This window comes from Curtobacterium sp. VKM Ac-1376, from assembly GCF_015351025.1.
Taxonomy (GTDB): Bacteria; Actinomycetota; Actinomycetes; order Actinomycetales; family Microbacteriaceae; genus Curtobacterium.
In genome coordinates, this window is sequence record NZ_JADKRV010000003.1 from 1 (window position 1) to 22,006 (window position 22,006).

Annotated in this window: 26 protein-coding genes; 23 read left to right on the forward strand and 3 right to left on the reverse strand. The window is 71.6% G+C overall.

Annotation, left to right across the window (positions count from 1 at the left end; all coding sequences use genetic code 11):
- The first annotated feature begins 127 nt into the window (after positions 1-127).
- The 8 genes from ITJ56_RS04815 to ITJ56_RS04850 all read left to right on the forward strand — a co-directional run bounded on the left by ITJ56_RS04815 (position 128) and on the right by ITJ56_RS04850 (position 6,705).
- Complete coding sequence (locus tag ITJ56_RS04815; RefSeq protein ID WP_194628211.1) at positions 128-1,225, forward strand: type I restriction endonuclease; 1,098 nt, start codon at positions 128-130, stop codon at positions 1,223-1,225.
- A 120-nt stretch (positions 1,226-1,345) separates the two neighbouring features.
- Complete coding sequence (locus tag ITJ56_RS04820; protein ID WP_194628213.1) at positions 1,346-2,149, forward strand: sulfite exporter TauE/SafE family protein; 804 nt, start codon at positions 1,346-1,348, stop codon at positions 2,147-2,149.
- Positions 2,146-2,781 (forward strand): DNA alkylation repair protein, encoded by a 636-nt coding sequence (locus ITJ56_RS04825; protein WP_194628215.1) that lies wholly within the window; start codon positions 2,146-2,148, stop codon positions 2,779-2,781. Before ITJ56_RS04820 ends, ITJ56_RS04825 begins: the two co-directional genes overlap by 4 nt.
- Positions 2,782-2,921: 140 nt before the next feature.
- Positions 2,922-4,115 (forward strand): zinc-dependent alcohol dehydrogenase, encoded by a 1,194-nt coding sequence (locus tag ITJ56_RS04830; protein ID WP_194628217.1) that lies wholly within the window; start codon positions 2,922-2,924, stop codon positions 4,113-4,115.
- A complete protein-coding gene (locus ITJ56_RS04835; protein ID WP_194628220.1) occupies positions 4,115-5,221 on the forward strand; it encodes an NAD-dependent epimerase/dehydratase family protein in 1,107 nt (368 codons plus the stop codon). Before ITJ56_RS04830 ends, ITJ56_RS04835 begins: the two co-directional genes overlap by 1 nt.
- Before the next feature lie 184 nt (positions 5,222-5,405).
- On the forward strand, positions 5,406-5,564 hold the full coding sequence (locus ITJ56_RS04840) for an SHOCT domain-containing protein (protein WP_194628222.1): 159 nt from the start codon (positions 5,406-5,408) through the stop codon (positions 5,562-5,564).
- Between the two features lie 9 nt (positions 5,565-5,573).
- The gene (locus ITJ56_RS04845; RefSeq protein ID WP_194628224.1) at positions 5,574-6,005 is read left to right on the forward strand and encodes a DUF6314 family protein; all 432 of its coding nucleotides are present in this window, start codon (positions 5,574-5,576) and stop codon (positions 6,003-6,005) included.
- A 34-nt stretch (positions 6,006-6,039) separates the two neighbouring features.
- On the forward strand, positions 6,040-6,705 hold the full coding sequence (locus ITJ56_RS04850; protein WP_194628226.1) for a pentapeptide repeat-containing protein: 666 nt from the start codon (positions 6,040-6,042) through the stop codon (positions 6,703-6,705).
- A 143-nt stretch (positions 6,706-6,848) separates the two neighbouring features.
- On the opposite strand, the gene ITJ56_RS04855 is transcribed toward ITJ56_RS04850, so the two are convergent.
- Entirely contained in the window at positions 6,849-7,826 is a 978-nt protein-coding gene (locus tag ITJ56_RS04855; protein WP_194628228.1) for an NAD(P)/FAD-dependent oxidoreductase, read from the reverse strand.
- 67 nt (positions 7,827-7,893) lie between these two features.
- Between ITJ56_RS04855 and ITJ56_RS04860 the strand changes: the two genes are divergently transcribed.
- A complete protein-coding gene (locus tag ITJ56_RS04860; protein ID WP_194628230.1) occupies positions 7,894-8,502 on the forward strand; it encodes a helix-turn-helix domain-containing protein in 609 nt (202 codons plus the stop codon).
- A 20-nt stretch (positions 8,503-8,522) separates the two neighbouring features.
- Here the strand turns inward: ITJ56_RS04860 and ITJ56_RS04865 are convergent, their stop codons facing one another.
- The gene (locus ITJ56_RS04865; RefSeq protein ID WP_194628232.1) at positions 8,523-9,278 is read right to left on the reverse strand and encodes a glycosyltransferase family 2 protein; all 756 of its coding nucleotides are present in this window, start codon (positions 9,276-9,278) and stop codon (positions 8,523-8,525) included.
- Positions 9,279-9,424: 146 nt separating this feature from the next.
- On the opposite strand from ITJ56_RS04865, the gene ITJ56_RS04870 reads away from it, so the two are divergent.
- The 9 genes from ITJ56_RS04870 to ITJ56_RS04910 all read left to right on the forward strand — a co-directional run bounded on the left by ITJ56_RS04870 (position 9,425) and on the right by ITJ56_RS04910 (position 16,152).
- Positions 9,425-10,255 (forward strand): hypothetical protein, encoded by an 831-nt coding sequence (locus ITJ56_RS04870; RefSeq protein ID WP_194628234.1) that lies wholly within the window; start codon positions 9,425-9,427, stop codon positions 10,253-10,255.
- Positions 10,252-10,695, forward strand: coding sequence for a phage holin family protein (locus tag ITJ56_RS04875; RefSeq protein ID WP_051597109.1), 444 nt, complete (start codon positions 10,252-10,254; stop codon positions 10,693-10,695). Before ITJ56_RS04870 ends, ITJ56_RS04875 begins: the two co-directional genes overlap by 4 nt.
- Entirely contained in the window at positions 10,692-11,264 is a 573-nt protein-coding gene (locus ITJ56_RS04880) for a DUF3618 domain-containing protein (RefSeq protein WP_194628236.1), read from the forward strand. Before ITJ56_RS04875 ends, ITJ56_RS04880 begins: the two co-directional genes overlap by 4 nt.
- 78 nt (positions 11,265-11,342) lie before the next feature.
- Positions 11,343-11,768 (forward strand): MarR family winged helix-turn-helix transcriptional regulator, encoded by a 426-nt coding sequence (locus ITJ56_RS04885; protein WP_194628238.1) that lies wholly within the window; start codon positions 11,343-11,345, stop codon positions 11,766-11,768.
- A gap of 57 nt (positions 11,769-11,825) precedes the next feature.
- Positions 11,826-12,467 carry an MBL fold metallo-hydrolase gene (locus ITJ56_RS04890; RefSeq protein WP_194628241.1) on the forward strand — a complete coding sequence of 214 codons (642 nt, stop codon included), beginning with the start codon at positions 11,826-11,828 and terminating at the stop codon, positions 12,465-12,467.
- 55 nt (positions 12,468-12,522) lie between these two features.
- Entirely contained in the window at positions 12,523-13,209 is a 687-nt protein-coding gene (locus ITJ56_RS04895) for an HAD family hydrolase (protein ID WP_194628243.1), read from the forward strand.
- 120 nt (positions 13,210-13,329) lie between these two features.
- A complete protein-coding gene (locus tag ITJ56_RS04900) occupies positions 13,330-13,812 on the forward strand; it encodes a GNAT family N-acetyltransferase (RefSeq protein WP_323749722.1) in 483 nt (160 codons plus the stop codon).
- 49 nt (positions 13,813-13,861) lie between these two features.
- Entirely contained in the window at positions 13,862-14,482 is a 621-nt protein-coding gene (locus ITJ56_RS04905) for a TetR/AcrR family transcriptional regulator (RefSeq protein ID WP_323749723.1), read from the forward strand.
- Positions 14,479-16,152 carry an MDR family MFS transporter gene (locus ITJ56_RS04910; protein ID WP_194628245.1) on the forward strand — a complete coding sequence of 558 codons (1,674 nt, stop codon included), beginning with the start codon at positions 14,479-14,481 and terminating at the stop codon, positions 16,150-16,152. The genes ITJ56_RS04905 and ITJ56_RS04910 overlap by 4 nt, the downstream gene beginning before the upstream one ends.
- Positions 16,153-16,182: 30 nt before the next feature.
- Here the strand turns inward: ITJ56_RS04910 and ITJ56_RS04915 are convergent, their stop codons facing one another.
- The gene (locus ITJ56_RS04915) at positions 16,183-17,181 is read right to left on the reverse strand and encodes a LacI family DNA-binding transcriptional regulator (protein ID WP_323749724.1); all 999 of its coding nucleotides are present in this window, start codon (positions 17,179-17,181) and stop codon (positions 16,183-16,185) included.
- Positions 17,182-17,414: 233 nt separating this feature from the next.
- Here ITJ56_RS04915 and ITJ56_RS04920 point away from each other — a divergent pair, with 233 nt between their 5' ends.
- From ITJ56_RS04920 to ITJ56_RS19100, 5 genes are all read left to right on the forward strand, one after another.
- Positions 17,415-18,374: a nucleoside hydrolase gene (locus ITJ56_RS04920; protein WP_416354751.1), complete on the forward strand. Its 960-nt coding sequence runs from the start codon at positions 17,415-17,417 to the stop codon at positions 18,372-18,374.
- Between the two features lie 5 nt (positions 18,375-18,379).
- A complete protein-coding gene (locus ITJ56_RS04925) occupies positions 18,380-19,810 on the forward strand; it encodes an MFS transporter (protein ID WP_194628249.1) in 1,431 nt (476 codons plus the stop codon).
- Positions 19,807-20,688 carry a ribokinase gene (locus ITJ56_RS04930; protein ID WP_194628251.1) on the forward strand — a complete coding sequence of 294 codons (882 nt, stop codon included), beginning with the start codon at positions 19,807-19,809 and terminating at the stop codon, positions 20,686-20,688. Before ITJ56_RS04925 ends, ITJ56_RS04930 begins: the two co-directional genes overlap by 4 nt.
- Positions 20,689-20,698: 10 nt before the next feature.
- Positions 20,699-21,634, forward strand: a complete 936-nt coding sequence (locus ITJ56_RS04935) for a Ppx/GppA phosphatase family protein (protein WP_194628253.1) — start codon at positions 20,699-20,701, stop codon at positions 21,632-21,634.
- A gap of 173 nt (positions 21,635-21,807) precedes the next feature.
- Entirely contained in the window at positions 21,808-21,984 is a 177-nt protein-coding gene (locus ITJ56_RS19100; RefSeq protein WP_123701219.1) for a thiazolylpeptide-type bacteriocin, read from the forward strand.
- Positions 21,985-22,006: the final 22 nt, after the last annotated feature.

Here is a 22,006-nt window from a genome sequence, read left to right on the forward strand (position 1 = left end):
AACTAAGCAGCTCCACTCCACCGCAGGAGGTCCTTCTCACATCCCAACGACTACAGCGAGTCGTCGCAGCTCAACCAACGTCCCTGGGCAGTACAACTAGCGTTGCAGCGATCACAGGGGAGGAACAATGGAGTTCGAAGAGCGTCTCGCTGCGTTGGCGACGAAGGTGCAGAACCAGCGCGAGGCCATCCAGACCGAAGAAGCGACGAAGAACGCGTTCGTCATGCCGTTCATCTCGACGATCCTCGGCTACGACGTGTTCAACCCGCTGGAGGTCGTACCCGAGTTCACGGCCGACGTGGGCGTGAAGCGCGGCGAAAAGGTCGACTACGCGATCATGCGCGACGGCGAGGTGCAGATCCTCATCGAGTGCAAGAAGTCGACTGAACCGCTGAAGATCGAGCACGCGTCGCAGCTGTTCCGGTACTTCTCCGTCACGAACGCCCGCATCGCGGTGCTCACGAACGGCGAGGTCTACAACTTCTACACGGACCTCGACGCGCCGAACAAGATGGACGACCGCCCCTTCCTCGTCCTCGACCTCGCCGACATCGACGAGACCCTGCTGCCGGAGCTCAGCAAGCTGACGAAGGACGTCTTCGACCTGGACTCGGTCATCAGCGCCGCTGAGGAGCTGAAGTACGTCGGGTCCATCAAGCGAGCCATCGCTGCACAGTTCCGGGAGCCGGAAGAAGACTTCGTCCGCCTCTTCACGACTCGCGTCTACGACGGTCGCTTCACCCAGGAGGCCCGCACCCAGTTCACGACGCTGGTCGCGAAGGCGTCGAAGCAGTTCCTGAACGAGCAGGTGAACGATCGCCTGAAGACCGCGCTCGGCGCGTCGTACAGCGCCCCCGTCGCAGCCGACGCCGCGGCGGAGACAGTGACGAGTGCAGCCGTGGCCGAGGACGACCTCGACCGCGACACTCAGATCGAGACGACGCTCGAGGAACTCGAGGGCTACCAGATCGTGAAGGCGATCGCCTGCAGCGAGGTCAAGCCTGACCGGATCGCCCACCGTGACCAGAAGTCGTACTTCGCAGTCCTGCTCGACGACAACAACCGCAAGCCGATCGCGCGCCTCTGGTTCAACGGCAAGAAGCAGAAGTACGTGGGTCTGTTCGACGAGAACAAGGTCGAGACGAAGCACCCGATCGAGAACCTGGATGACATCTACCTGCACGCGGCAGCGATCCGCGAGGCCACTCAGCGATTCGCGAGCTGACGTTCGCTTCGTGAGCAGGAATGGTCGGGTCGCCTGCGGGCACTCGACCATTTCTGCACTCCAAGTGCGGGCGACCTCGCACCGTGCGAGAGCGCGCAACCCGCGGCTAGCCTTGCGGAGATGAGGAAGCGCGGCGGAACGGTGCTCGTGTTGGTGGCGATCGGGGGCCTGGCGGGCGTCCTGTCCGGGCTGTTCGGCGTCGGCGGTGGGGTCATCGTGGTGCCGGCGCTCATGGCCTTCGTGCACATGGACCAGCGTCGGGCCTCGGCCACCTCGCTCGTGGCGATCGCCCCCGCGGCCGTCGTCGGTGCGGTCACGTACGCGGTGCAGGGCGAGGTGCACTGGCTCGCGGCACTGACCCTGGCGGTGGGCAGCGTCGTCGGCGCCCCACTCGGTGCCCGGCTGCTCCGTGCCCTGCCGCTCCGGGTGCTGCCGTGGATCTTCGTCGGGTTCATCGCCGTCGTGCTCGTCTCGCTGTTCACCACGGTGCCGACGCGCGGCGGCGAGGTGCACCTCGGAGTCGTCGAGGTGATCGTCCTGCTGCTGCTCGGACTGCTGTCGGGCGTGCTCTCCGGACTCGTGGGGGTCGGCGGCGGGGTCGTGATCGTGCCGGGGCTCGAGGTCGTCCTCGGCGCCGGGGACCTGCTCGCGAAGGGCACGTCGCTGCTCACCATGGTGCCGACGTCGGTGTCGGGCACGGTCGCGAACCTCCGTCGCCGAGCGGCCGACCTGCGCGTCGGCCTGACGGTCGGCATCACCGCTGCAGTGTGCTCGCCGGGTGGCGCGGCGCTCGCCCGGCTCGTCGACCCACAGGTGGGCACGTGGATGTTCGCGGCGTTCCTGGTGGTCGTCGCGGTCATCGTGCTCGGCCGCGGTCGTCGGACCGCACCCAGGAACGACGCGAGCGACGGGGAGGTCGCGTGACGGGCCTCCAGGCAGGGCATGACGCCGAAGCCGTGCTCGCGGCCTTCGCCCGCACCAGCGGCGACGTCCCGGCGGCCCGTCGGATCGCTCGGCAGTTCCACGACCTCGACGAGGGGGAGCGATCGGCGCTGCTCTGGAGCGAGGACGACGGTGCGAAGCTCATCGCCGTGCTGCTGCTCGTGCAGGCGATGCGCGCGCACCCCGACCCGGAGCTGACCGACGAGTACCTGTCGGCGGCGAAGGCCGAGCGGTTCGAGGACCCGGTGCTCGTCGACCTGGCGGCCGAGGAGCTCGTCGGTGCCCCGCTCGTGGGCGGGTCGACGGGGCCGCTGTTCGCGCTCGTGAAGTCCGACGTGGCGATGGTCCGGCGGATCGCGATCGTGGCGACCCTGGCGTTCGTGAAGCAGGGCGACGCCGAGGTGCCGCTCGGGATCGCGGGACGCCTGGTGCGGGAGCGGAGCGGGACGGTGCAGTCGGCGCTCGGGTGGGTGCTGCGCGAGACGGGGAAGCGGGCGTCCGAGGGGGCGCTCGTGGCGTTCCTCGAGAAGAGCGGGCGCTACCTGACACCGGCGGCTCGGCGGACGGCGACCGAGCACCTGCCAGCGGGCGAGCGCGACCGCCTGCGGGGCTGACCGGCCTCGGCAGCGCAGCGCGCCCGACGCGCTGAGGGGGACGCGGGGCTGGGAGCGTCCACGGGGCGGGCGCGTACCGAGGAGGGGAACGCGAGTCGTGCCTCCAGGCCGGCTCGAAGCGACCACGAGAGGAACGCGACGTGCGCGCACTGACCTGGCAGGGCACCGAGAAGGTGTCCGTCGAGACCGTCCCCGACCCGACCATCCAGGAGCCGACCGACGCGATCGTGCGGATCACCTCCACGGCGATCTGCGGCTCCGACCTGCACCTGTACCGCGTACTCGGCCCGTACATCGACCGCGGCGACGTCCTCGGCCACGAGCCGATGGGCATCGTGGAGGAGGTCGGGTCCGGCGTCACGAACCTGAAGGTCGGCGACCGGGTCGTCATCCCGTTCAACATCTCCTGCGGGCACTGCTGGATGTGCCAGCACGGCCTGCAGTCGCAGTGCGAGACCACCCAGGTGACCGAGTACGGCACCGGTGCGTCCCTGTTCGGCTACACCAAGATGTACGGCCAGGTCCCCGGCGGCCAGGCCGAGTACCTGCGCGTGCCGCACGCCGACTACGGCCCCATCGTCGTGCCGGACGACGGCACCCCCGACGACCGCTGGCTGTTCCTGAGCGACATCCTGCCGACCGCGTGGCAGGCCGTGCAGTACGCCCAGGTGCCCGAGGGCGGCACCCTGGCGGTGCTCGGTCTCGGCCCCGTCGGCCAGTTCGCCGCCCGGATCGGCAAGCACCTCGGGTACCGCGTGCTCGCCGTCGACCCGGAGCAGGTGCGCCGTGACCTCGGCGCGAAGCACGGCGTCGAGGTGTTCGACCTGACGAAGGACCTGGTGCCCGAGCTCGTCGACCTGACCGACGGCCGCGGACCGGACGGAGTCGTCGACGCCGTCGGCATGGAGGCCCACGGCAACCCGATGGCGGGCTTCGCCCAGCGCGCGGCCGGCCTTCTGCCCGACAAGCTCGCGCAGAAGGCGATCGAGACCGCGGGTGTCGACCGGCTCGCCGCCGTGCACGGGGCGATCGACCTGGTCCGCCGCGGTGGCACCGTCTCGCTGAGCGGCGTCTACGGCGGGATGGCCGACCCGATGCCGATGATGACGCTGTTCGACAAGCAGATCACCATCCGCGAGGGCCAGTGCAACGTGAAGCGCTGGATCGACGACATCATGCCGCTCGTCACCGACCCGTCGGACCCGCTCGGCACGCTCGATCTGACGACGCACCGGGTGTCGCTCGAGGACGCCCCGCACATGTACGAGGTGTTCCAGAAGAAGCAGGACGGCTGCGTCAAGGTCGTGCTCGACCCCGCGATGGCCTCGGCCTGATGCGCGTCGTCGTCGTCGGTGCGACCGGCAACGTCGGGACGGCGGTGCTCCGCCGCCTCGTGGCTGCGGCCGGTGGCGGCGGCGAGCACGTCGCGCCGCGTGCTGGCGGCGACGGCGAGCACGTGGGGGTTGCGGCTGCCGGTGCTCGCGGCACGGTCGAGATCGTCGGCGTTGCCCGCCGGCTGCCGGATCTGCGTGCGGAGCCGTACGCAGCCGCCGTCTGGCACGCCGTCGACGTCGGGGACGCCGACGCCGTCGAGCAGCTCACCGCCGTGTTCCAGGGCGCTGACGCCGTCATCCACCTGGCGTGGGCGCTGCAGCCGACGCACGACATCCCCGCGCAGCACCGGACGAACGTGACGGGGACGGCGAACGTGCTGGAGGCCGTCGCGCGCGCGTCGGTACCGCAGGTCGTGGTGGCGTCCTCGGTGGGGGCGTACCGCGGTGTGGACGTCGACGGCAAGCACACCCCCGTGGACGAGAGTTGGCCGGCCGACGGCATCCCGACGGCGACGTACTCGGTCCACAAGGCCGCGAACGAGGCGGCGATGGACGACTTCGTGGCGCAGCACCCCGGCGTCGTCGTGACCCGGCTGCGCCCCGGGCTGATCTTCCAGCGAGACGCCGCCGCCGAGATCCGTGCCCTGTTCCTCGGCCACCTCGTGCCGATGTCGATCGTGCGGTGGATCCGCTGGCTCGTGCTGCCGCTGCCGTACCCGTTCGTGTTCCAGGCCGTGCACGCCGACGACGTCGCCGACGCCTACTGGCGCGCGGTCGACCGGCGGGCCGGCGGCGCGTTCAACATCGCTGCATCGCCGGTCCTCAACCCGCCGCGACTGGCGCGGGCCTTCGGCATGCTCGGTGCGGTGCGCATCCCCCTGCGGTTGCTCCGGGGCATCGTGACGCTGACGTGGCGGCTGCGGTTGCAGCCGACGGACGCCGGGTGGATCGACATCGCGGCCGGGGTGCCGATCATGCGGACCGACCGTGCCCGGTCGGTGCTCGGATGGGAGGCCCGGCACACCTCCGAAGACGCGTTGCGCGCCCTGGTGGCCGGGTTCGCAGACGGTGCGAACGTGCCAGCGTCGGGGCCGCTCCGCGGCTGAGCGGGCGGGCTGGCTGGGGGCGGACTCGTTGCTGCCTGGTCGTCTCGGGCGTACAGGGTGCTTTCGGGCGTACCGGGTCGGAAGTTCCGACCGGGTACGCCCGAATCCGCTTTCCATCGCGGGCGTTCTGGGAAGGAACGCGCCGGGGAAGCGGACGGACGACCGCGGTCAGAACCCGCTCACCATGCAGGAGGACATCGCGCACCGGGCGCTGCAGAGCCGGACGCTCGCGCCGGACAGGCCGCTCGAACAGCGGCTCGCCGAACTCGACGACCTGCACGCCCGCGGGGTGATCTCCGACGAGGAGCACCGCGCCGCCCGAGCCGCGGCCCTGGGCGGCTAGCCTGGGCGGGTGCTGCTGCCGACGGACCTGCTCGGGGCGTGGGACCTGCACCGCACCGTGCACGACCACCGCGCCGGGGTCGAGGGCGTCGTCACCGGGACCACCACGCTGACCGAGGTGACCCAGGACGAGGTGCGCTGGGACGAGTCCGGCGTGATGACCTTCGACGGGCGCACGACCACGGTGTCACGGACCCTCGTCCTGCGGCGGACGAGCATCGGCGCCGAGGACCGCGCCGGCGGCGGCTGGACCGTGCACTTCTCCGACGGGCGGGTGTTCCACGACTGGGTGTGGGGCACGAGCGTCGCCCACGCCTGCGCGCCGGACGACTACACCGGTGCCTTCGACGGCGACCAGGACCGCTGGACGGTGCGGTGGAAGGCCCGTGGCCCGGCCAAGGACTACCGGCTCGACAGCGTCCTCACCCGACCCCGGCCGTGACCGGAGGGTCGGCGGTCGCCGCCAGACTGGGGGTATGGCACGCTCCTCCGGCACAGACGCCCCGCGCATCACCCTGACCGAACCCCGGGACCTCGAGGACTGGGAACCCGCCCCCGGCGACGTCCTGACCGGGGACCGGATCGAGGGCAAGCGCATCGACGTCCTCGACCTGGCCGGCCAGCGGCTGCCCGACCTCGAGATCGAGGAGTCCGTGATCGACACACTCCGGGGCGGTGCTGCGGACTTCCGCGGGCTCCGGGTCCGCGACTCGCTCATCGACGCGCTCGACGCCCCGGTGTTGCGGGCGTCGAGCAGCTCGTGGCGCGAGGTCCGGATCTCCGGCGGTCGGGTCGGCTCCGCAGAGCTGTACGACTCCGGGCTGAACGGGGTCGAGTTCATCGGGATGAAGTTCGGCTTCGTGAACCTGCGCGGGTCGACGATCACCGACGTGGTGTTCCGCGACTGCGTGATCGACGAGCTCGACATCGCCGACGCGAAGCTGCTGCGGGTGTCGTTCGACGGCAGCAGCATCCGCGCCGCCGAGGGCTCGAACACCCGCATCGACCACGTGGACCTGCGGGGCGCCGACCTCGATCGGGTCGAGCGGCTCGAGGGGTTCCGCGGTGCGACGATCGGCGCCGACCAGCTGTACACGCTCGCGCCGCTGCTGGCGGCTCAGGCGGGCTACCGCGTCGACTGACCGATGCCCCCCCGCACGGTGCGAGGGGCGCTTCCGAGTCGTGCGAGGTTCCGTACTCGGTGCGACCCCGCGGCCCTCCCACGGAGTACGGAACCTCGCACCGGACGGCAGGCGTCCCGACGACAAGCACCGGACGGCAGGCGTCAGGCGACGCCCGCGCCCACCCCGGTCAGCGCCGCCGCCAAGTCGGCCTGCACCAGGTCGCCGTGCACGGCCGCGCCCGTCTGGGTACCGGCGGCCGCCGACGCGATCACCGTCGCCATCGGGGCGGCCACGTTGCCGGCCGCGTACACGCCGCGCACCGCGGTCTGCCCGCTGGCGTCGACGGTCAACGCCGTCGCGTACCGGTGGTCGCCCATGAGCTGGTCGGTCGCAGCGAGGCCCAGCCTGGACAGGAAGTCCACGCGCGCCTCGGGTCGGCTGGCCGTGGCCAGGGCGTCGAGCTCGACGAACGAACCGGATCCGAGTCGCACCCCGGTCAGGCGGTCGCCCTCCGAGAGGACGGCGGCGACGGGACCCGTCACGACGGCGATGCCGCGTGCCGCCAGACCGGCCAGTTCGGTGTCGTCCATCAGTGCCGTGTCGGTGACGAACGCAGTCACCCGGTCGCTCAGCGCCCGGAACATCATCGCGTGGTGCGCCCCGTTCGGCGTCGTCACGAGCACCCCGATGCGCTGGTCGCGGATCTCCCACCCGTGGCAGAACGGGCAGTGCACGACACCGCGTCCCCACTGCTCGGCGAGCCCGGGGACCTCCGGCAGGACGTCGACGGCGCCGGAGGCGACGACCACCCTGCGGGCCGAGACGACCGCGCCGGAGTCCAGCGTGACCGCGAACCCGATCGGATCGATGCCGTCACCGGACGTGGCGGACGCGGCCACGACCCTCCCGGCCGTCACCTCGACGCCGTAGGCGGCGACCTCGTCGCGACCGATGCGCGACAACTCGGCAGGGGCGATGCCCTCGTGCCCCAGGTAGTTGTGGGCGCCCGCCGCCCGAGCGTTGCGGGGTTCGCCGGAGTCGACGACGAGCACCGAGCGGCGCGAGCGTCCGAGGATGAGGGCGGCTGACAGACCGGCGGCCGAGCCGCCGATGACGATGACGTCGTAGTGATCACGCATGCCCTGATCATGGAGGCCGCGTGCTGCGGTCAGCAACGAACGTTGCCGGTATGGCAACATGGCCGGCATGACAAGCGGCCGGGAGGCACCGATCACCCCGCGCACGACCGCGCAGGTGGTCGACGGGGTCGGTCCCCGTCTGCGCGCCCTGCGCGCGCACCGCGCCGTCACGCTCGCCGCGCTCTCGGAGCAGACCGGCGTCTCGGTGAGCACGTTGTCGCGGCTCGAGTCGGGCCAGCGGAAGCCGACCCTCGAGTTGCTGCTGCCACTGGCCCGCGCCTACCAGGTGCCCCTCGACGACCTCGTGGGCGCTCCCCAGACCGGCGACCCGCGCGTCCACATGAAGCCCGAGGTCCACGGGGGCCGCGTTGTGGTGCCGCTGACGAAGCGCACCGGCGGTGTGCGGTCGTTCAAGCAGCTGTTCCCGCCGAACTCGCCGGGTGGGGAGCCGTCGCTCAAGACGCACGAGGGCTACGAGTGGCTCTACGTGCTGTCCGGTCGGCTGCGCCTGGTGCTCGGCGAACACGACCTCGACCTCGGGCCGGGTGAGGTCGCCGAGTTCGACACCCACACGCCGCACTGGATGGGCAACGTGACGGACTCCGTCACCGAGGTGCTGTGCCTGTACGGGCCGCAGGGCGAGCGAGCGCACGTGCGGTCACGACCGGCTCGGTGACCGGCTGACCGAGGCCGTCGTCAGCGGCTGCGCCACCCCCGCCGCGACCGCGCCTCCGACCGCAGCCGTCGCGCCCACCGGCGCACCGGGTTTGCGCGCCGCCCGTTCACGTGGAACGTGTGGAAGGCGCGTCGCGTCCGCACCCAGGCAGACGGGAGGCCCGACATCGGTCGTGCGGACACCTGCACCGTGAGCACGGGGTCGGCCAGCACCCGCCAGGCCGGGTCGAGCTGCATGCTCAGGTCGACGTCGTCGTGGACCTCGGCGTCCTCGCGGTGTGCCCGCCGGCGCACGGCGGCCCAGGTGGAGCGCCGCATCGCCATCGCGGAACCGAACAGGGGCGGGTGCCCGAGTGCCCCCCGCATGAGCACGAAGTAGGGGCCCATGTAGACGAGGTTCCAGAGCCGCCGGACGAGCGGTCCGCCGTCGTGGGGACGCCCGGGGCCGGTCACCGCCACGACCTCGGGGTCCGCCAGCAGCCGCAGGACGTCGGCGATCCACGTGGGCGGCGGGACGGAGTCGGCGTCGAGCCGGACGATGACGTCGCCGGAAGCCTGGTCGTACCCGCGCGCGGAGGCCCGGGCGATGCCGCGCACCGGCTCCGAGAGCACGACGGCGCCGGCCCCTCGGGCCGTCGCAGCGCTGTCGTCGCTGCTGCCGTTGTCCACCACCACGACCTCGTCCGGCTGCACCGCCTGGGCGTCCAGCGCCGCGAGACAGCGCCGGAGGTGCGCGGCGTCGTCCCGCACGGGGATGACGACGGAGACACGGGGCATCCGTCGATCCAACCGGCCGGTCGCTGGGCGGGTTGTCGGACTGCGTTTCCCGACGTTCCTGGGTGCTGGCTCAGTCGGCAGCGCGCATGTTCGGTGTCGCAACGCCCCGGTGCACGCCGGGGACGACGACAACCGGAAGGCCGACCATGACCACGAACCCACCCGGGAACGACTCCGGGACGCCCATCCACGACCGCACCGCAGCTGCCGACGGGCACGAGGTCACCCCGGGCGTCACCGTGCCGTCGTACGCGAGCGGAACGCCCGCGCCGCGACCCGCCGACCCCGGAGCCGCGCAGACGTACGACCCGTACGGCGACGACGCAGCCGAGGTGCCGTTCAACGCGCCCCTCGACGCCGTGCCCGCGGACGAGCAGCTCCCCGCTGCCCCGACCACGCCGCTCCCCGGAAGCGGGAGCACGTCCGGCAGCACGTCCGGCAGCGACTCCGACTCCAGTGGTGGCTCCGGCAAGGCCGACGCCGCCAAGGGTGCCGCGCAGGACGTCGCCGGCGACGCGAAGGAGAAGGCCGCGAACGTGGCGGGCACCGCGAAGGAGCAGGCGGCCAACGTCGCCTCCGAGGCGACCGACCACGCCAAGCAGCTCTACGCCCAGGCGAGCAGCCAGCTCAAGGACCAGGCGGCCGACCAGCAGCAGCGCGCTGCCGGTGGGCTCCGCACCCTCGGCGAGCAGCTCGGCCGCATGGCCGAGAATGACGACGAGCAGGGCGTCGCGTCGAAGGTCGTCCGCGACCTGTCCGGCCGCGCGAACACCGTCGCCGGGTTCCTCGAGAACCGCGACCCGGGCTCGCTGCTCGACGAGGTGAAGACCTTCGCCGCGAAGCGCCCCGGCACCTTCATCGCGGTCGCCGCGGGCGCTGGCCTGCTGGCCGGCCGCCTGGCGAAGGCGCTCGCGACCGAGGTCAAGCACGAGAAGGAGGCCGGCGACGGCACCACCGGGACCGGGAGCGGCGTATGAGCCAGTCCGTCCCCGGCGCGACACCACTGGGCGAACCGACGCCCGAGGAGCGCGCCGCGACCACGCCGCTCGGTGAGCTGCTGTCCGACGTCTCGCGCGACCTCTCGAGCCTGTTCCGGCAGGAGGTCGCCCTGGCCAAGGCCGAGCTGACCGACTCCGCGAAGAAGGCCGGCAAGGCAGGCGGGATGTTCGGCGGCGCCGGACTCACCGCGGTGTTCGCCCTGCTGTTCCTGTCGATCGCCGCATGGTGGGGCCTCGGCTACCTCATCGGCAACGCCTGGTCCGCACTGATCATCGCCGTCGTGTATGCCATCGTCGCCGCGATCCTCGCCGTTCGCGGGCGCAAGGAGATCAAGGAGATCAAGGGCGCCCCGCAGACGGTCGAGACCGCCAAGGAAGTCCCCGAGACACTCAAGCCCAACACCGGGAGGAAGCCATGAGCACCCCAGACGAGATCCGCGCCGACATCGAGCGCACCCGCGGCGAACTCGGCACCGACGTCGACGCACTCGCCGACAAGGTCAGCCCGTCGTCCATCGCCCACCGTCAGAGCGAGAAGGTGAAGGGCCGGTTCCAGGACGTCCGCGAGTCCGTGATGGGCGCGGCCCAGTCGGCCCACTCGAGCGCCTCCGGATCGGCCTCCGGCGCGTCCGGTCAGGCGAAGGACGTCGCCCAGAAGGGCGTCGAGAAGGCGAAGGGCAACCCCCTCGCCGTCGGCCTCATCGCGTTCGGTGCCGGCTGGCTCGTGTCGTCGCTGATCCCGACCACCGACAAGGAAGAAGAACTCGCCGGTGAGCTGAAGGACAAGGCTGCTCCCCTCGTCGACGGCGTCAAGGAGCAGGCGAAGGACGTCGGGTCGCAGCTCGGCGACGTCGCCAAGGAGCACGCGCAGGACCTCAAGGGGACCGCGCAGGACGCTGCCCAGGCGGTCAAGGGCGAGGCGCAGGGCGCCGCGTCCGACGTCAAGGACAACGCACAGGGTGCTGCGGACGACGTCCGCAGCAGCTGAGGCGACAGAACGATGAACGGGAGGCCCGTGGCGACACCGCCACGGGCCTCCCGTCCGTCAGGCGGTAGCGTTCCGGGCATGGACCCGATCGACGAGCTCGCTGCGGACCTGCGGCAGTCCATCGGGCGGGTGGTCCGCGCCGCGCGGCGCGAGGCCGACGCCCTGGCCGCGACCCACACGGCCACGCTCGGGTTCCTGCACCGCGAGGGTCCCATGACGATCGCGGAACTCGCCCGACGCCGGGGCGTGAAGCACCAGGGGCAGTCCCGGACGGTCGGCGAGCTGGCCGAACTCGGGTACGTCGACCGGTCGGCGTCGGACACCGACCGACGCGCCTCGGTCATCGGCATCACGGACGCTGGCCGGACCGCCCTGCAGCGGGACATGGACGCCCGCACGGACTGGCTGGCGGACGCGATCCGCGAGGAGACCGACGCCGAGGAGCGTGCGCTGCTCCGCCGCCTGCCGGAGCTGTTCGAACGGGTCGCCCGCCGGGCTGACTGAACGACTCCTCACCTCCCGGCCGGTGTTGGTTCTACAACACTGTTGTACAGTTGCTCCATGAAGCTGACGAAGTACAACCACGCCACCGTCGTCCTCGAGCAGGACGGCGCCACCCTGGTCATCGACCCCGGGGTGTTCACGCCCGAGGCCGTCGACCTGGTCCGGGGTGCCACGGGCGTCCTCATCACGCACGACCACCCCGACCACCTCGACGCCGACGCGGTCCGTGCCGGTCTCGCGGCGAACCCCGAGCTCGTCGTCCGCGGGCCGCAGACCGTCGTCGAGCAGCTCGGTGGACACGGCGGCCGGGTCGTGGCGGTCCGTGCCGGCGACAGCGTCGCCGTCGGCCCCTTCTCGGTCCGGGTCTTCGGCGAGCAGCACGCCGTCATCCACCCGGACATCCCGACCACCGCGAACGTCGGGTACCTGGTGGACGACGCGGTGTTCCACCCGGGTGACGCGTACCTGCAGCCGGGGGTCCCGGTGCCGACACTGCTGCTGCCGACCAGTGGGCCGTGGACGAACACCGCCGAGGCCGTCGACTACGTCCGAGCCGTGGCCCCGGAGCGCGCTGTGCAGATCCACGAGGCGATGCTCAGCGACCTCGGGCAGCAGTCCGCCGCACGCTTCCTCGGCCCGGACGGGCTCGGGCCGGTGCCGGTCGTCATCCTGCCAGCGGGGGAGGCGATCACCGTCTGACGGACCGAGCGGTGCTCCTGGGAGCGACCCGTGCCTCCGCGAGCAGCATGGTGTGATGCCCGACGCACCCACGACCGCTGTCCTCTTCGACATCGACGGCACCCTCGCCGACTCGAACTACGCCCACATCGACGCCTGGTGGCGCGCGATCCAGGCGGCGGGTGAGTCCGTCGACGCCTGGCGGATCCACCGCGCGATCGGCATGGACTCCGCGAAGCTGCTCGAGGCGCTGCTCCCGGACGCCTCCGAGGACACCCGCGACACGGTCAAGCAGTTCCACACCGCCTACTACGCCGAGCAGATGCCCCGGCTGCGGCTGCTGCCCGGGGCGCGCGAGCTGCTCAGGGCGGTCGCCGAGGCCGGGCACGCCGTCGTCCTGGCGACCAGCGCGCCCGAGAACGAGCTCGCGCGGTTGCGGGAACTGCTCGACGCAGGCGAGTGGGTCACCGCCGAGACGAGCTCCGAGGACGTCGAGCAGGCCAAGCCCGACCCGGGCATCATCCGGGTGGCGCTCGACAAGGCCGGGGTGGCGGCGGACCACGCCGTGATGGTGGGCGACGCGATGTGGGACGTCGAGTCCGCCGGCAAGGCGGGCGTGGACTGCGTCGGGGTGATGACCGGCGGGATCGGGGGCGACGAGCTCCGCGGTGCCGGCGCCGTCGCCGTGTACGACGACGCTGCGGCCGTGCTCGAGGCGTTCCGCGCGGGCGAGGGGCCGATCGCGGCGCTGGCCCGCGCCTGACACCGCCCGCGCGCCACGCCCGCGCGCCACGCCCGCGCGCCACGCCCGCGCGGGACGCCCGCGCGGCGCCGTCGGCGTCGGTTTCCGCGTCGTCGGTCGGTCGTGCCAGGATCGTCGTTCGTGATCACGATCGAACGCGTCTGCTGGGACGACCCCCGCGCCGTGGTGCTCCGCGCTCGCATGGACGACGAGATGCACGAACGCTACGGCTCGTCGAACGCCGGCGAGGACCCGGCCGTCACCGCCGAGCGGAGCCGCGCGCTGAGCGTCGACCCGGCGACCATCGTCACGTCCCTGCTCGCGATCGACGAGACGGGTGAGGCGGTCGGCCACATCGCGATCCGGCGGCTCGGTGACGAGATCGAGTTGAAGCGGCTGATCGTACTCGCCTCCGCACGGGGCAAGGGCGCGGCCACGGCCCTGCTCGACGCCTGCGAGCAGGTCGGCCGCGAGCTCGGTGTCCCGCGGCTCATCCTGCAGACCGGCGACAAGCAGCCCGACGCCGTCGCGCTCTACCGGAAGACCGGCTGGAACCAGATCGCGGTGTACGAGCCCTACCTCGCCACCATGCCGTGGTCGTTCTGCTTCGAGAAGGCGCTGTAGCAGTTCCGCTCCGATTGCACTCTCGGCCAGATAGTGCAATTCTTGCTCGGTGAGCACCACGGAACGCACTCGCGCGCTGCGCCGACACATGATCGTCGAGGCGCGTCGGGCGACCGTCGAGCACGGGCTGCACGGCTTCACGATCGAGCAGCTCTGCGAGACGGTCGGGGTGTCTCGCCGGACGTTCTTCAACCACTTCGCGTCGAAGGACGACGCCGTGCTCGGCATCGAGATCAACGCCGACGTCGAGGTGATCGACGAGTACGCCGCTGGCGGAGTCGTCCCCGGCGAGCTCGACCCGCTCGACTCGGTCGTCGCGCTGGCCATCGACCAGTTCCACCGCATCGGGATCGCCCGCTCGGACGAGGTCCTGATCCGACAGGTCTTCGAGCGTGAACCGGCGCTCGTCGCCCGGTTCCTCTCGGCGACGGACGTGCAGCTCGCCCGGATCACCGAGAGCGTACGGCGTCGGTTCGCGTGGGACGACCCCACCGACCGCCGGGCGCGTCTGGTCACCGAGGCCGCGGCTGCGCTCCTGAAGGTCACCGCGGAGACGTACTTCGACGACGCGTTCGACGAAGCGACCGGACCGGCGTTCGAGGCGCTGCTCACCGAGAACCTCCGCCTGCTCAGGGCGGTCACCACGACCGAACGGGAATCCACCACATGAGCGCCACCGCGCCGGGCACGACCAAGCGTGCCCGCCCAGGCTCCGACGGACCGCTGCTCCTCACGCAGCGCCGCATCTGGATCATCTTCTCCGCGCTCATCGCGGGGATGCTGCTGTCCAGCCTCGACCAGACCATCGTCTCCACGGCGATGCCGACCATCGTCGGCGAGCTGGGTGGCGTTGCACACCAGGCGTGGTTGACGACCGGGTACCTGCTCGCCTCCACCATCGTGATGCCCGTCTACGGCAAGTTCGGCGACGTCCTCGGGCGCCGCAACCTGTTCCTCATCGCGATCGCCCTGTTCACCATCGCGTCGGCCGGGTGCGCCTTCGCCGGCGACTTCACGCAGCTCGTCGTGTTCCGCGCCATGCAGGGGCTCGGCGGCGGTGGCCTGATGATCCTGTCGCAGGCGATCATCGCCGACATCGTGCCGGCCTCGCAGCGCGGCAAGTACCTCGGCCCGCTCGGCGCGATCTTCGGACTGTCGGCGATCGGCGGTCCGCTGCTCGGCGGGTTCTTCGTCGACCACCTGACCTGGAACTGGGCCTTCTACATCAACATCCCGGTCGGCATCGCAGCGTTCTTCGTGGCGTGGTTCGCACTCACCCTGCCGAACAAGAAGGCGACGAAGCGCATCGACGTGCTCGGGGTGCTCTTCATGTCGGCCGCGACCACCTGCCTGGTGTTCTTCTCGGAGTTCGGCGGCAGCAAGGACCACGGCTGGGACGCCCCCGAGACGTGGGCGTGGTTCGCCGGCCTGGTCGTGTCGGCCGCCCTCCTCGTGCTCGTCGAGTCGCGGGCGCAGGACCCGGTGCTCCCGCTGTCGTTCTTCCGCAACCGGACCTTCCTGCTGGCGACCGGAATCGGCCTCGTGCTCGGCATCGGCATGTTCGCGGCCATCGGGTTCGTCCCCACCTTCCTGCAGATGGCCTCCGGCACCTCGGCCGCGGTCTCCGGCCTGCTCATGCTGCCGATGATGGCCGGCCTGATCGGCACGTCGATCGCCTCGGGCGTCCTGATCACCAAGACCGGTCGCTACCGGATGTTCCCGATCGTCGGCACGGTGCTGGTGGCCATCGCGATGCTCGCGATGACCCAGCTGGCGGCGGACACCCCGATCTGGCTGATCTGCGCGTACCTGTTCGTCTTCGGCGCCGGCCTCGGCCTGATCATGCAGGTGGTCGTCCTCGTCGCGCAGAACGCCGTGCCCGCCGACCAGGTCGGGACCGCCACCTCGACGAACAACTACTTCCGCGAGGTCGGTGCCTCCCTCGGTACCGCCGTCTTCGGTGCGCTCTTCACGGCGCGGCTCACCACGTCGCTGACCGACGTCTTCCGCGGAGCCGGTGGTTCGGCGACCGATGCGGCGTCGTCGGCGGGCAGCATCGACCCGGCAACAGTGGCGAAGCTGCCGCCGGCGGTGCAGGACGGCATCGTGAACGCGTACGCGGACTCGCTCGCACCGGTGTTCTGGTACCTGCTGCCCTTCATCGCGATCGCGTTCCTGCTCGCGCTGTTCCTGCCGCAGATCACGCTGTCGGACACGGCCGGCATGGTCGCCCGCGGCGAGGCCGTCGGCGGTGACGAGGCCGACGCGCTCGAGCGCGCACAGCGCGAGGGTCGCGCGGATCCCGCGCCGGCGGATCCGGTGGACCGCACGCAGCAGTAGACCCGTTCGCGGAAGCGACCCGCCCGGACGCTACGCGCCGGTGCTCGCGCGGCGGACCAGGCGCGTGGGGAGCGCCGCCGGCTCAGCGGCGGTGCCGTCGAGCGTGGCGAGCAGTCGCAGCGCCGCGGCTCGTCCGAGGTCGGCGCCGGGCAGCGCGACGCTGGTCAGGGCCGGCGCCGTGACCGACGACGACGGCAGGTCGTCGAAGCCGGCGACCGCGAGTTGCCCGGGTACGGCGATCCCGAGCGACCCCGCGACCCGCAGCACTCCGTAGGCCAGGGTGTCGGCGGCTGCGACGACGGCGGTGACCTCGTCGTCCTGCCACTGCTCGATGACGTGCTCGGTGGCCGAGGCTGCGGCGTCGACGGTCAGGTCGGCGCGGGCGGTGACCTCGGAGACGGTGATGCTGGCGGCGGCGCAGGCCTGCTCGAACAGCTCACGGCGGACGCCGAACGTCGTCGCCAGCGAGGTGCCGTCGAGGTACCCGACGCGCCGGTGCCCCTGGTCGTGCAGGTGTGCGACGAGGTCGTGCACGCCGGGGGAGAGGTCGTAGTTGACGGCGTCGGGGCCTCCCGGGGCATCGAGCAGCACCACGGGCACGCTCGCGGCCATGGACTCCCCGGCGGCGGGCGCGTCGACCAGGATCCCGGCGGGCCGCAGGCGCTCGAAGCGCCGGACGTCGGCCGCCACGGGCTGCGCGCCCCGCTCGGTGACGGAGAGCACGAGCTGGAACCGGTCGCCGATGGTGTCGCGGACGCCGCGGATCACCTCGGCGAAGAACGGGTTCGACAGGTCGGGAGCGATGAACACGACGAGGTCACCGCTGCCCCGGGCCAGGGAACTCGCAGCGTGGTCGACCACGTAGCCGAGTTCGTCCACGGCGTCTCGCACCCGCGCGGCGATCGGTGTCGAGACGCGCCCGCGGTCCTTGCCGTTGACGACGAGGGAGACCGTGGCGATGCTCGTGCCCGCTCGCTCGGCGACCATCGCAGCGGTCACGCGACGGCTCGGGGTGGCGGGGGAGGGCACCCGTCGATGCTAGCGAGCGCACCGCCCGAACTTGACGTCAAACGCTTGACATGCTTCCATGTCAAACGCTTGACGCGCTGCGGTGCCGGCGTTCTGTCGGTCCGCGGATCCCCACAGCGCCGAGCACACACCCCTCGATTCCCCGAAGAAGTGGAGCGCCCAGCGTGCCCGATGCGACCCAGCCCGCGAAGATCATCCTCGACTGCGATCCCGGCCACGACGACGCCGTCGCCATGCTGCTCGCCCACGGCAACCCGGACATCGAGCTCCTGGCCGTGACCACCGTCGTCGGCAACCAGACGCTGCCGAAGGTCACCCGCAACGCCCTCGCGGTCGCCCGCATCGCCGGGATCACCGGGGTGCCGTTCGCCGCCGGTTCCGCCCGCCCGCTGCTGCGCCAGATCGAGGTCGCACCGGACATCCACGGCGAGAGCGGCCTGGACGGCCCGATGCTCCCCGAGCCGTCGTTCGAGCTCGACGAGCGCCACGCCGTCGACCTGATCATCGACACCGTCATGGCGCACGAGCCGGGCACCGTGACCCTCGTGCCGACCGGTGGTCTGACGAACATCGCCCTCGCCGCCCGCAAGGAGCCCCGCATCGTCGAACGCGTCAAGCAGGTCGTGCTCATGGGCGGCGGCGTGCACGTGGGCAACTGGAGCCCCGTCGCCGAGTTCAACATCGTCATCGACCCCGAGGCGGCGGCCATCGTGTTCGAGGCCGGCTGGGACGTCGTGATGGTCGGCCTCGACCTGACGCACCAGGCCCTCGCCACCCCGGAGGTCGCCGCGCGCATCGCCGCCGTCGGCACCGCTCCCGCCGCGTTCGTCGGGGAGCTGCTCGACTTCTTCGGCCAGACCTACAAGGACGCGCAGGGCTTCGACGCACCGCCGGTCCACGACCCCTGCGCCGTCGCGTACGTCATCGACCCGACGATCGTCCGTGCCGTGAAGGTCCCGATCCACATCGAGACGCAGGGCACCCTGACCCTCGGCATGACCGTCGCCGACTTCCGCGCGCCCGCGCCGGAGGACTGCCGGACGAGCGCCGCGATGGAGCTCGACCACGGCCGGTTCTGGGACCTCGTCGTCGACGCCCTCGAGCGGATCGGCGAGACGGCGGACACCGGTTGGACCCCGCGCGCGGCAGCCGACGCCATCGAAGCCGGCATCACCACGACCCCGGAGATCTGAACACCATGACCACCTCCTCGACGAAGAAGTCGATCGGCGCCCTCACCGCCGCACTCCTCGCCGCGTGCATCGCGTTCCAGCTGAACGCGAGCATGCTCAGCCCCGCGCTCGTCACGATGGCGCGCGAGCTCAACACCGACGACGCCACCATCGGGCTCTCGCAGACCCTGTACTTCACCCTCGCGGCCCTGTTCTCGCTGTTCCTGCCGCGACTGTCCGACATCGTCGGCCGCAAGCGCGTGCTGATCGGCATGCTCGCCGTGATGCTCGTCGGCAGCATCGTCGCCGCGCTCGCGGTGAACGTGCCGATGCTGTTCGCCGGTCGCATCATCCAGGGCGTCACCGGTCCGGTCGTCCCCATCTGCCTGCTCGTCCTGCGCAACGAGATCAGCGACCCGAAGCGCTACGGCGCCGCCCTCGGCCTGCTCACCGCGGTGAACGGCGGCATCGCGGGCGTCGATGCCCTGGCCGGCGGGTGGATCGCGACGAACTTCGGGTTCCGCGGGATCTTCTGGGTCATCGCCGTCGTCACCGTCCTCGCCCTGTTCCTGGTCGCCGTCTGGGGTGTCGAGTCGAAGCCCTCCGCCGGTACCCGGATGGACTGGATCGGCGTCGTCCCGCTCGTGGTCTCCGTCGGTGCCCTGCTCACGGCCTTCAACGAGGCCGGCAAGCTCGGCGCCGCGAACCCGGCCCTGGTGATCGGCGGCATCGTGGTCGCCCTTGCCGCGTTCGCCGTCTTCTGGGCCGTCGAGTCCCGCGTCCGCGAACCCCTGGTCGAGACGCGGTTCCTGAAGCGCCGTGCGACCTGGGCGCTCCTGACTACGACGTTCCTCACGATGACCGGCGTCTTCGCCGTGGTCAACGGCCTGGTCACCTCGCTCGCGCAGAACGGCGACGCCGGCTTCGGCATGGAACCCGACCTCGCGTCGCTCGTGTTCCTGACCCCGTACGCGCTGGTCGGCTGGATCGTCGGACCCTTCGCCGGGCGCCTCGCCCCGACCATCGGGTACCGCGCCGTCCTGCGCGTCGGCCTGATCGGCAGCATCGTTGCGACCGTCCTGATGGCGCTCGTCGGGGTGCACTCGCTGCCCGTGCTGGTCACCGCGACGGTGCTGATCGGCATCACGTACGCCGGCATCGCGAACATCATCCTGAACGGCCTCGGCATCGTGCTCTCGCCGGAGTCGAACCCCGGGTTCCTGCCCGGGCTGAACGCCGGAGCGTTCAACCTCGGTGCCGGGGTCAGCTTCGCCGTCCTGCCGGCGCTGCAGATCGCCCTCGGGGTCGGCGGGTCCGCGGGCACCGCCGGCTACTCCGGTGGCATGCTGCTCGGGGCCGCGATCACGACCGTCGCGCTCGCGATCTCGTTCCTCATCCCCCGACCTGAGGGCGCCGAGACCACGTCCGTCGCCCCGCAGAAGGAGACCTTCCGTTGACCGAGAGCATCGTCGTCGTCGGGTCGCTGAACGCGGACCTGGTGGTCCGCACCGAGCGCTTCCCCCAGCCCGGTGAGACCTTGCACGGGTCCGACCTGGCGATCCTGCCCGGCGGCAAGTCCGCCAACCAGGCGGTGGCTGCCGGGAGGCTCGGGGGCACGGTCCGCATGATCGGTGCGGTCGGCGACGACGGGAACGGTGCGCTGCTCCGCGACTCCGTCGCGGCTGCGGGTGTCGACACGACACACGTCGCCGTCCGGGAGGGCGTGGCCACCGGCACCGCCGTCATCACGGTCGACGCCGCCGGGGAGAACACCATCGTGATCTCCGCCGGGGCGAACGGCACGCTGACGCCGGACGATGTGCCGACCGACGCCTTCGCCGGCGCCGCGGTGCTGGGCCTCTGCCTGGAGGTCTCGATCGACGTCGTCCTCGCCGCCGCCCGTGCCGCGCACGCCGCCGGGGTCACGGTGCTCACGAACCTGTCGCCGTTCGGTGCCGTGCCCGCCGAGCTCCTCGAACTGACCGACGTGCTGCTGGTGAACGAGCACGAGGCCGCGGCGCTCGGTGACCACGGCGTCGCACGGTCGATCGTCACCCGTGGCGGTGCCGGCTGCGTCGTGCACGACGGGGATGCCGAGCCGGTGTCGATCGACGCCGTGCGGGTCGAGCCGGTGGACACCACGGGCTGCGGCGACGCCTTCATGGGTGCGGTCTCGCTGCGTCTGGCCGCGGGGGACACCCTCGTCGACGCCGCTCGGTTCGCGGTGGGGGTCGGGGCGTACGCCGCGACCAGGCCGGGCGCACAGGCCTCGTACCCGACCACCGCCGAGTTGGAGGCGTTCCTGCGGGCGGAGGACGGGCCTCCAGGCAGCTAGCGTTGTCCCCATGCGCGTGGGAGTCCTCGACATCGGGTCCAACACCGGCCACCTGCTCGTGGTGGACGCCCACGGCGGCGCCGCGCCGCTGCCGGCGTCCTCGTTCAAGCAGCCGCTGCGGCTGGCCGAGCACCTGGACGCCTCGGGCGCGGTGACGCAGCAGGGGATCGACGCCCTGACCACCTTCGTCGCCGACGCCGTCCGCGTCGCCGAGGAGCGCGGCTGCGAGGACATGCTCGCGTTCGCCACCTCGGCGGTGCGCGACGCCGGCAACTCCGAGGCCGTGCTCGCCCACGTCGAGGCCTCCACCGGGGTCGAACTGGCCGTCCTGTCCGGCTCCGACGAGGCCCGGTTGACGTTCCTGGCCGTGCGCCGGTGGTTCGGCTGGTCCGCCGGTCGCCTGGCGGTCTTCGACATCGGCGGTGGCTCGCTCGAGATCGCCGGCGGTGCCGACGAGGCACCGGACGTCGCGTGGTCGATGCCGATCGGCGCCGCACGCCTCGCGCGCTCGTACTTCTCCGCAGGCACCCCGACCGAGGACGACGTCCGCCGCATCCGGCACGAGATCCGCGTCGAGATCGCCCGGGACGCCGGACGGCTGCTCCGCTCGGGCCGCCCGGACCGGGCCGTGGCGACGTCGAAGACGTTCCGGTCGATCGCCCGGATCTGCGGTGCCGCGCCGTCCGCAGCCGGACCGCTCGTGCCCCGTGCCCTCGACGGCGACGTGCTGCGGCAGCGCCTGCCGGAGCTGCTCACGATGTCGGTCGAGGAACTCGCGGCGCTGCCGGGCGTCTCGGCGAGCCGCGCACACCAGGTGGTGCCCGGGGCGCTCGTCGCAGAGGCGTGCCTGGACATCTTCGACCTGCCGGCGCTCGAGATCTGCCCGTGGGCGCTGCGCGAGGGCGTCATCCTCGAGCGGCTCGACCAGTTGTCGGTCTTGGTCTGACACGACGCAGCGCCGAACCCCGACGCTGGCAGCGCAGCGGAGCCGCCTCGTCGTGACCGAGAACCCGATGCCGTTCCCAGACCTCGAGCCCCTGGTTGACGCCGAGTAACAACGGCAATATGTTAACGGCTAGGGACCGGATTCGCTGGTTCCGTGGCTAAGGGGATTCCATCATGGAGCGAAACTCGATCATCGATCTGCCCGATCTCGACTTCAGTGGTCTCGAGGTTCTGTCGGTCCGCGAAGCGGTCGCCGTTCCGGAGACCGGGGCGACGAGCGGGAGCAGCAGCTGCACCTCGACGTCCTGCTGTGGCAGCAGCTCGTGCTGCTCGTCGGGGTCCTGCGGCTGATCCGACGTGCGGGGCTGTCAGA

Coding starts and splice junctions, on each gene's coding strand:
- ITJ56_RS04815 (WP_194628211.1), top strand. CDS start 128: ATGGAGTTCGAAGAGCGTCTCGCTGCGTTGGCGACGAAGGTGCAGAAC.
- ITJ56_RS04820 (WP_194628213.1), top strand. CDS start 1,346: ATGAGGAAGCGCGGCGGAACGGTGCTCGTGTTGGTGGCGATCGGGGGC.
- ITJ56_RS04835 (WP_194628220.1), top strand. CDS start 4,115: ATGCGCGTCGTCGTCGTCGGTGCGACCGGCAACGTCGGGACGGCGGTG.
- ITJ56_RS04840 (WP_194628222.1), top strand. CDS start 5,406: ATGCAGGAGGACATCGCGCACCGGGCGCTGCAGAGCCGGACGCTCGCG.
- ITJ56_RS04850 (WP_194628226.1), top strand. CDS start 6,040: ATGGCACGCTCCTCCGGCACAGACGCCCCGCGCATCACCCTGACCGAA.
- ITJ56_RS04855 (WP_194628228.1), bottom strand. CDS start 7,826: ATGCGTGATCACTACGACGTCATCGTCATCGGCGGCTCGGCCGCCGGT.
- ITJ56_RS04860 (WP_194628230.1), top strand. CDS start 7,894: ATGACAAGCGGCCGGGAGGCACCGATCACCCCGCGCACGACCGCGCAG.
- ITJ56_RS04865 (WP_194628232.1), bottom strand. CDS start 9,278: ATGCCCCGTGTCTCCGTCGTCATCCCCGTGCGGGACGACGCCGCGCAC.
- ITJ56_RS04870 (WP_194628234.1), top strand. CDS start 9,425: ATGACCACGAACCCACCCGGGAACGACTCCGGGACGCCCATCCACGAC.
- ITJ56_RS04875 (WP_051597109.1), top strand. CDS start 10,252: ATGAGCCAGTCCGTCCCCGGCGCGACACCACTGGGCGAACCGACGCCC.
- ITJ56_RS04880 (WP_194628236.1), top strand. CDS start 10,692: ATGAGCACCCCAGACGAGATCCGCGCCGACATCGAGCGCACCCGCGGC.
- ITJ56_RS04885 (WP_194628238.1), top strand. CDS start 11,343: ATGGACCCGATCGACGAGCTCGCTGCGGACCTGCGGCAGTCCATCGGG.
- ITJ56_RS04890 (WP_194628241.1), top strand. CDS start 11,826: ATGAAGCTGACGAAGTACAACCACGCCACCGTCGTCCTCGAGCAGGAC.
- ITJ56_RS04895 (WP_194628243.1), top strand. CDS start 12,523: ATGCCCGACGCACCCACGACCGCTGTCCTCTTCGACATCGACGGCACC.
- ITJ56_RS04910 (WP_194628245.1), top strand. CDS start 14,479: ATGAGCGCCACCGCGCCGGGCACGACCAAGCGTGCCCGCCCAGGCTCC.
- ITJ56_RS04920 (WP_416354751.1), top strand. CDS start 17,415: ATGCTGCTCGCCCACGGCAACCCGGACATCGAGCTCCTGGCCGTGACC.
- ITJ56_RS04925 (WP_194628249.1), top strand. CDS start 18,380: ATGACCACCTCCTCGACGAAGAAGTCGATCGGCGCCCTCACCGCCGCA.
- ITJ56_RS04935 (WP_194628253.1), top strand. CDS start 20,699: ATGCGCGTGGGAGTCCTCGACATCGGGTCCAACACCGGCCACCTGCTC.
- ITJ56_RS19100 (WP_123701219.1), top strand. CDS start 21,808: ATGGAGCGAAACTCGATCATCGATCTGCCCGATCTCGACTTCAGTGGT.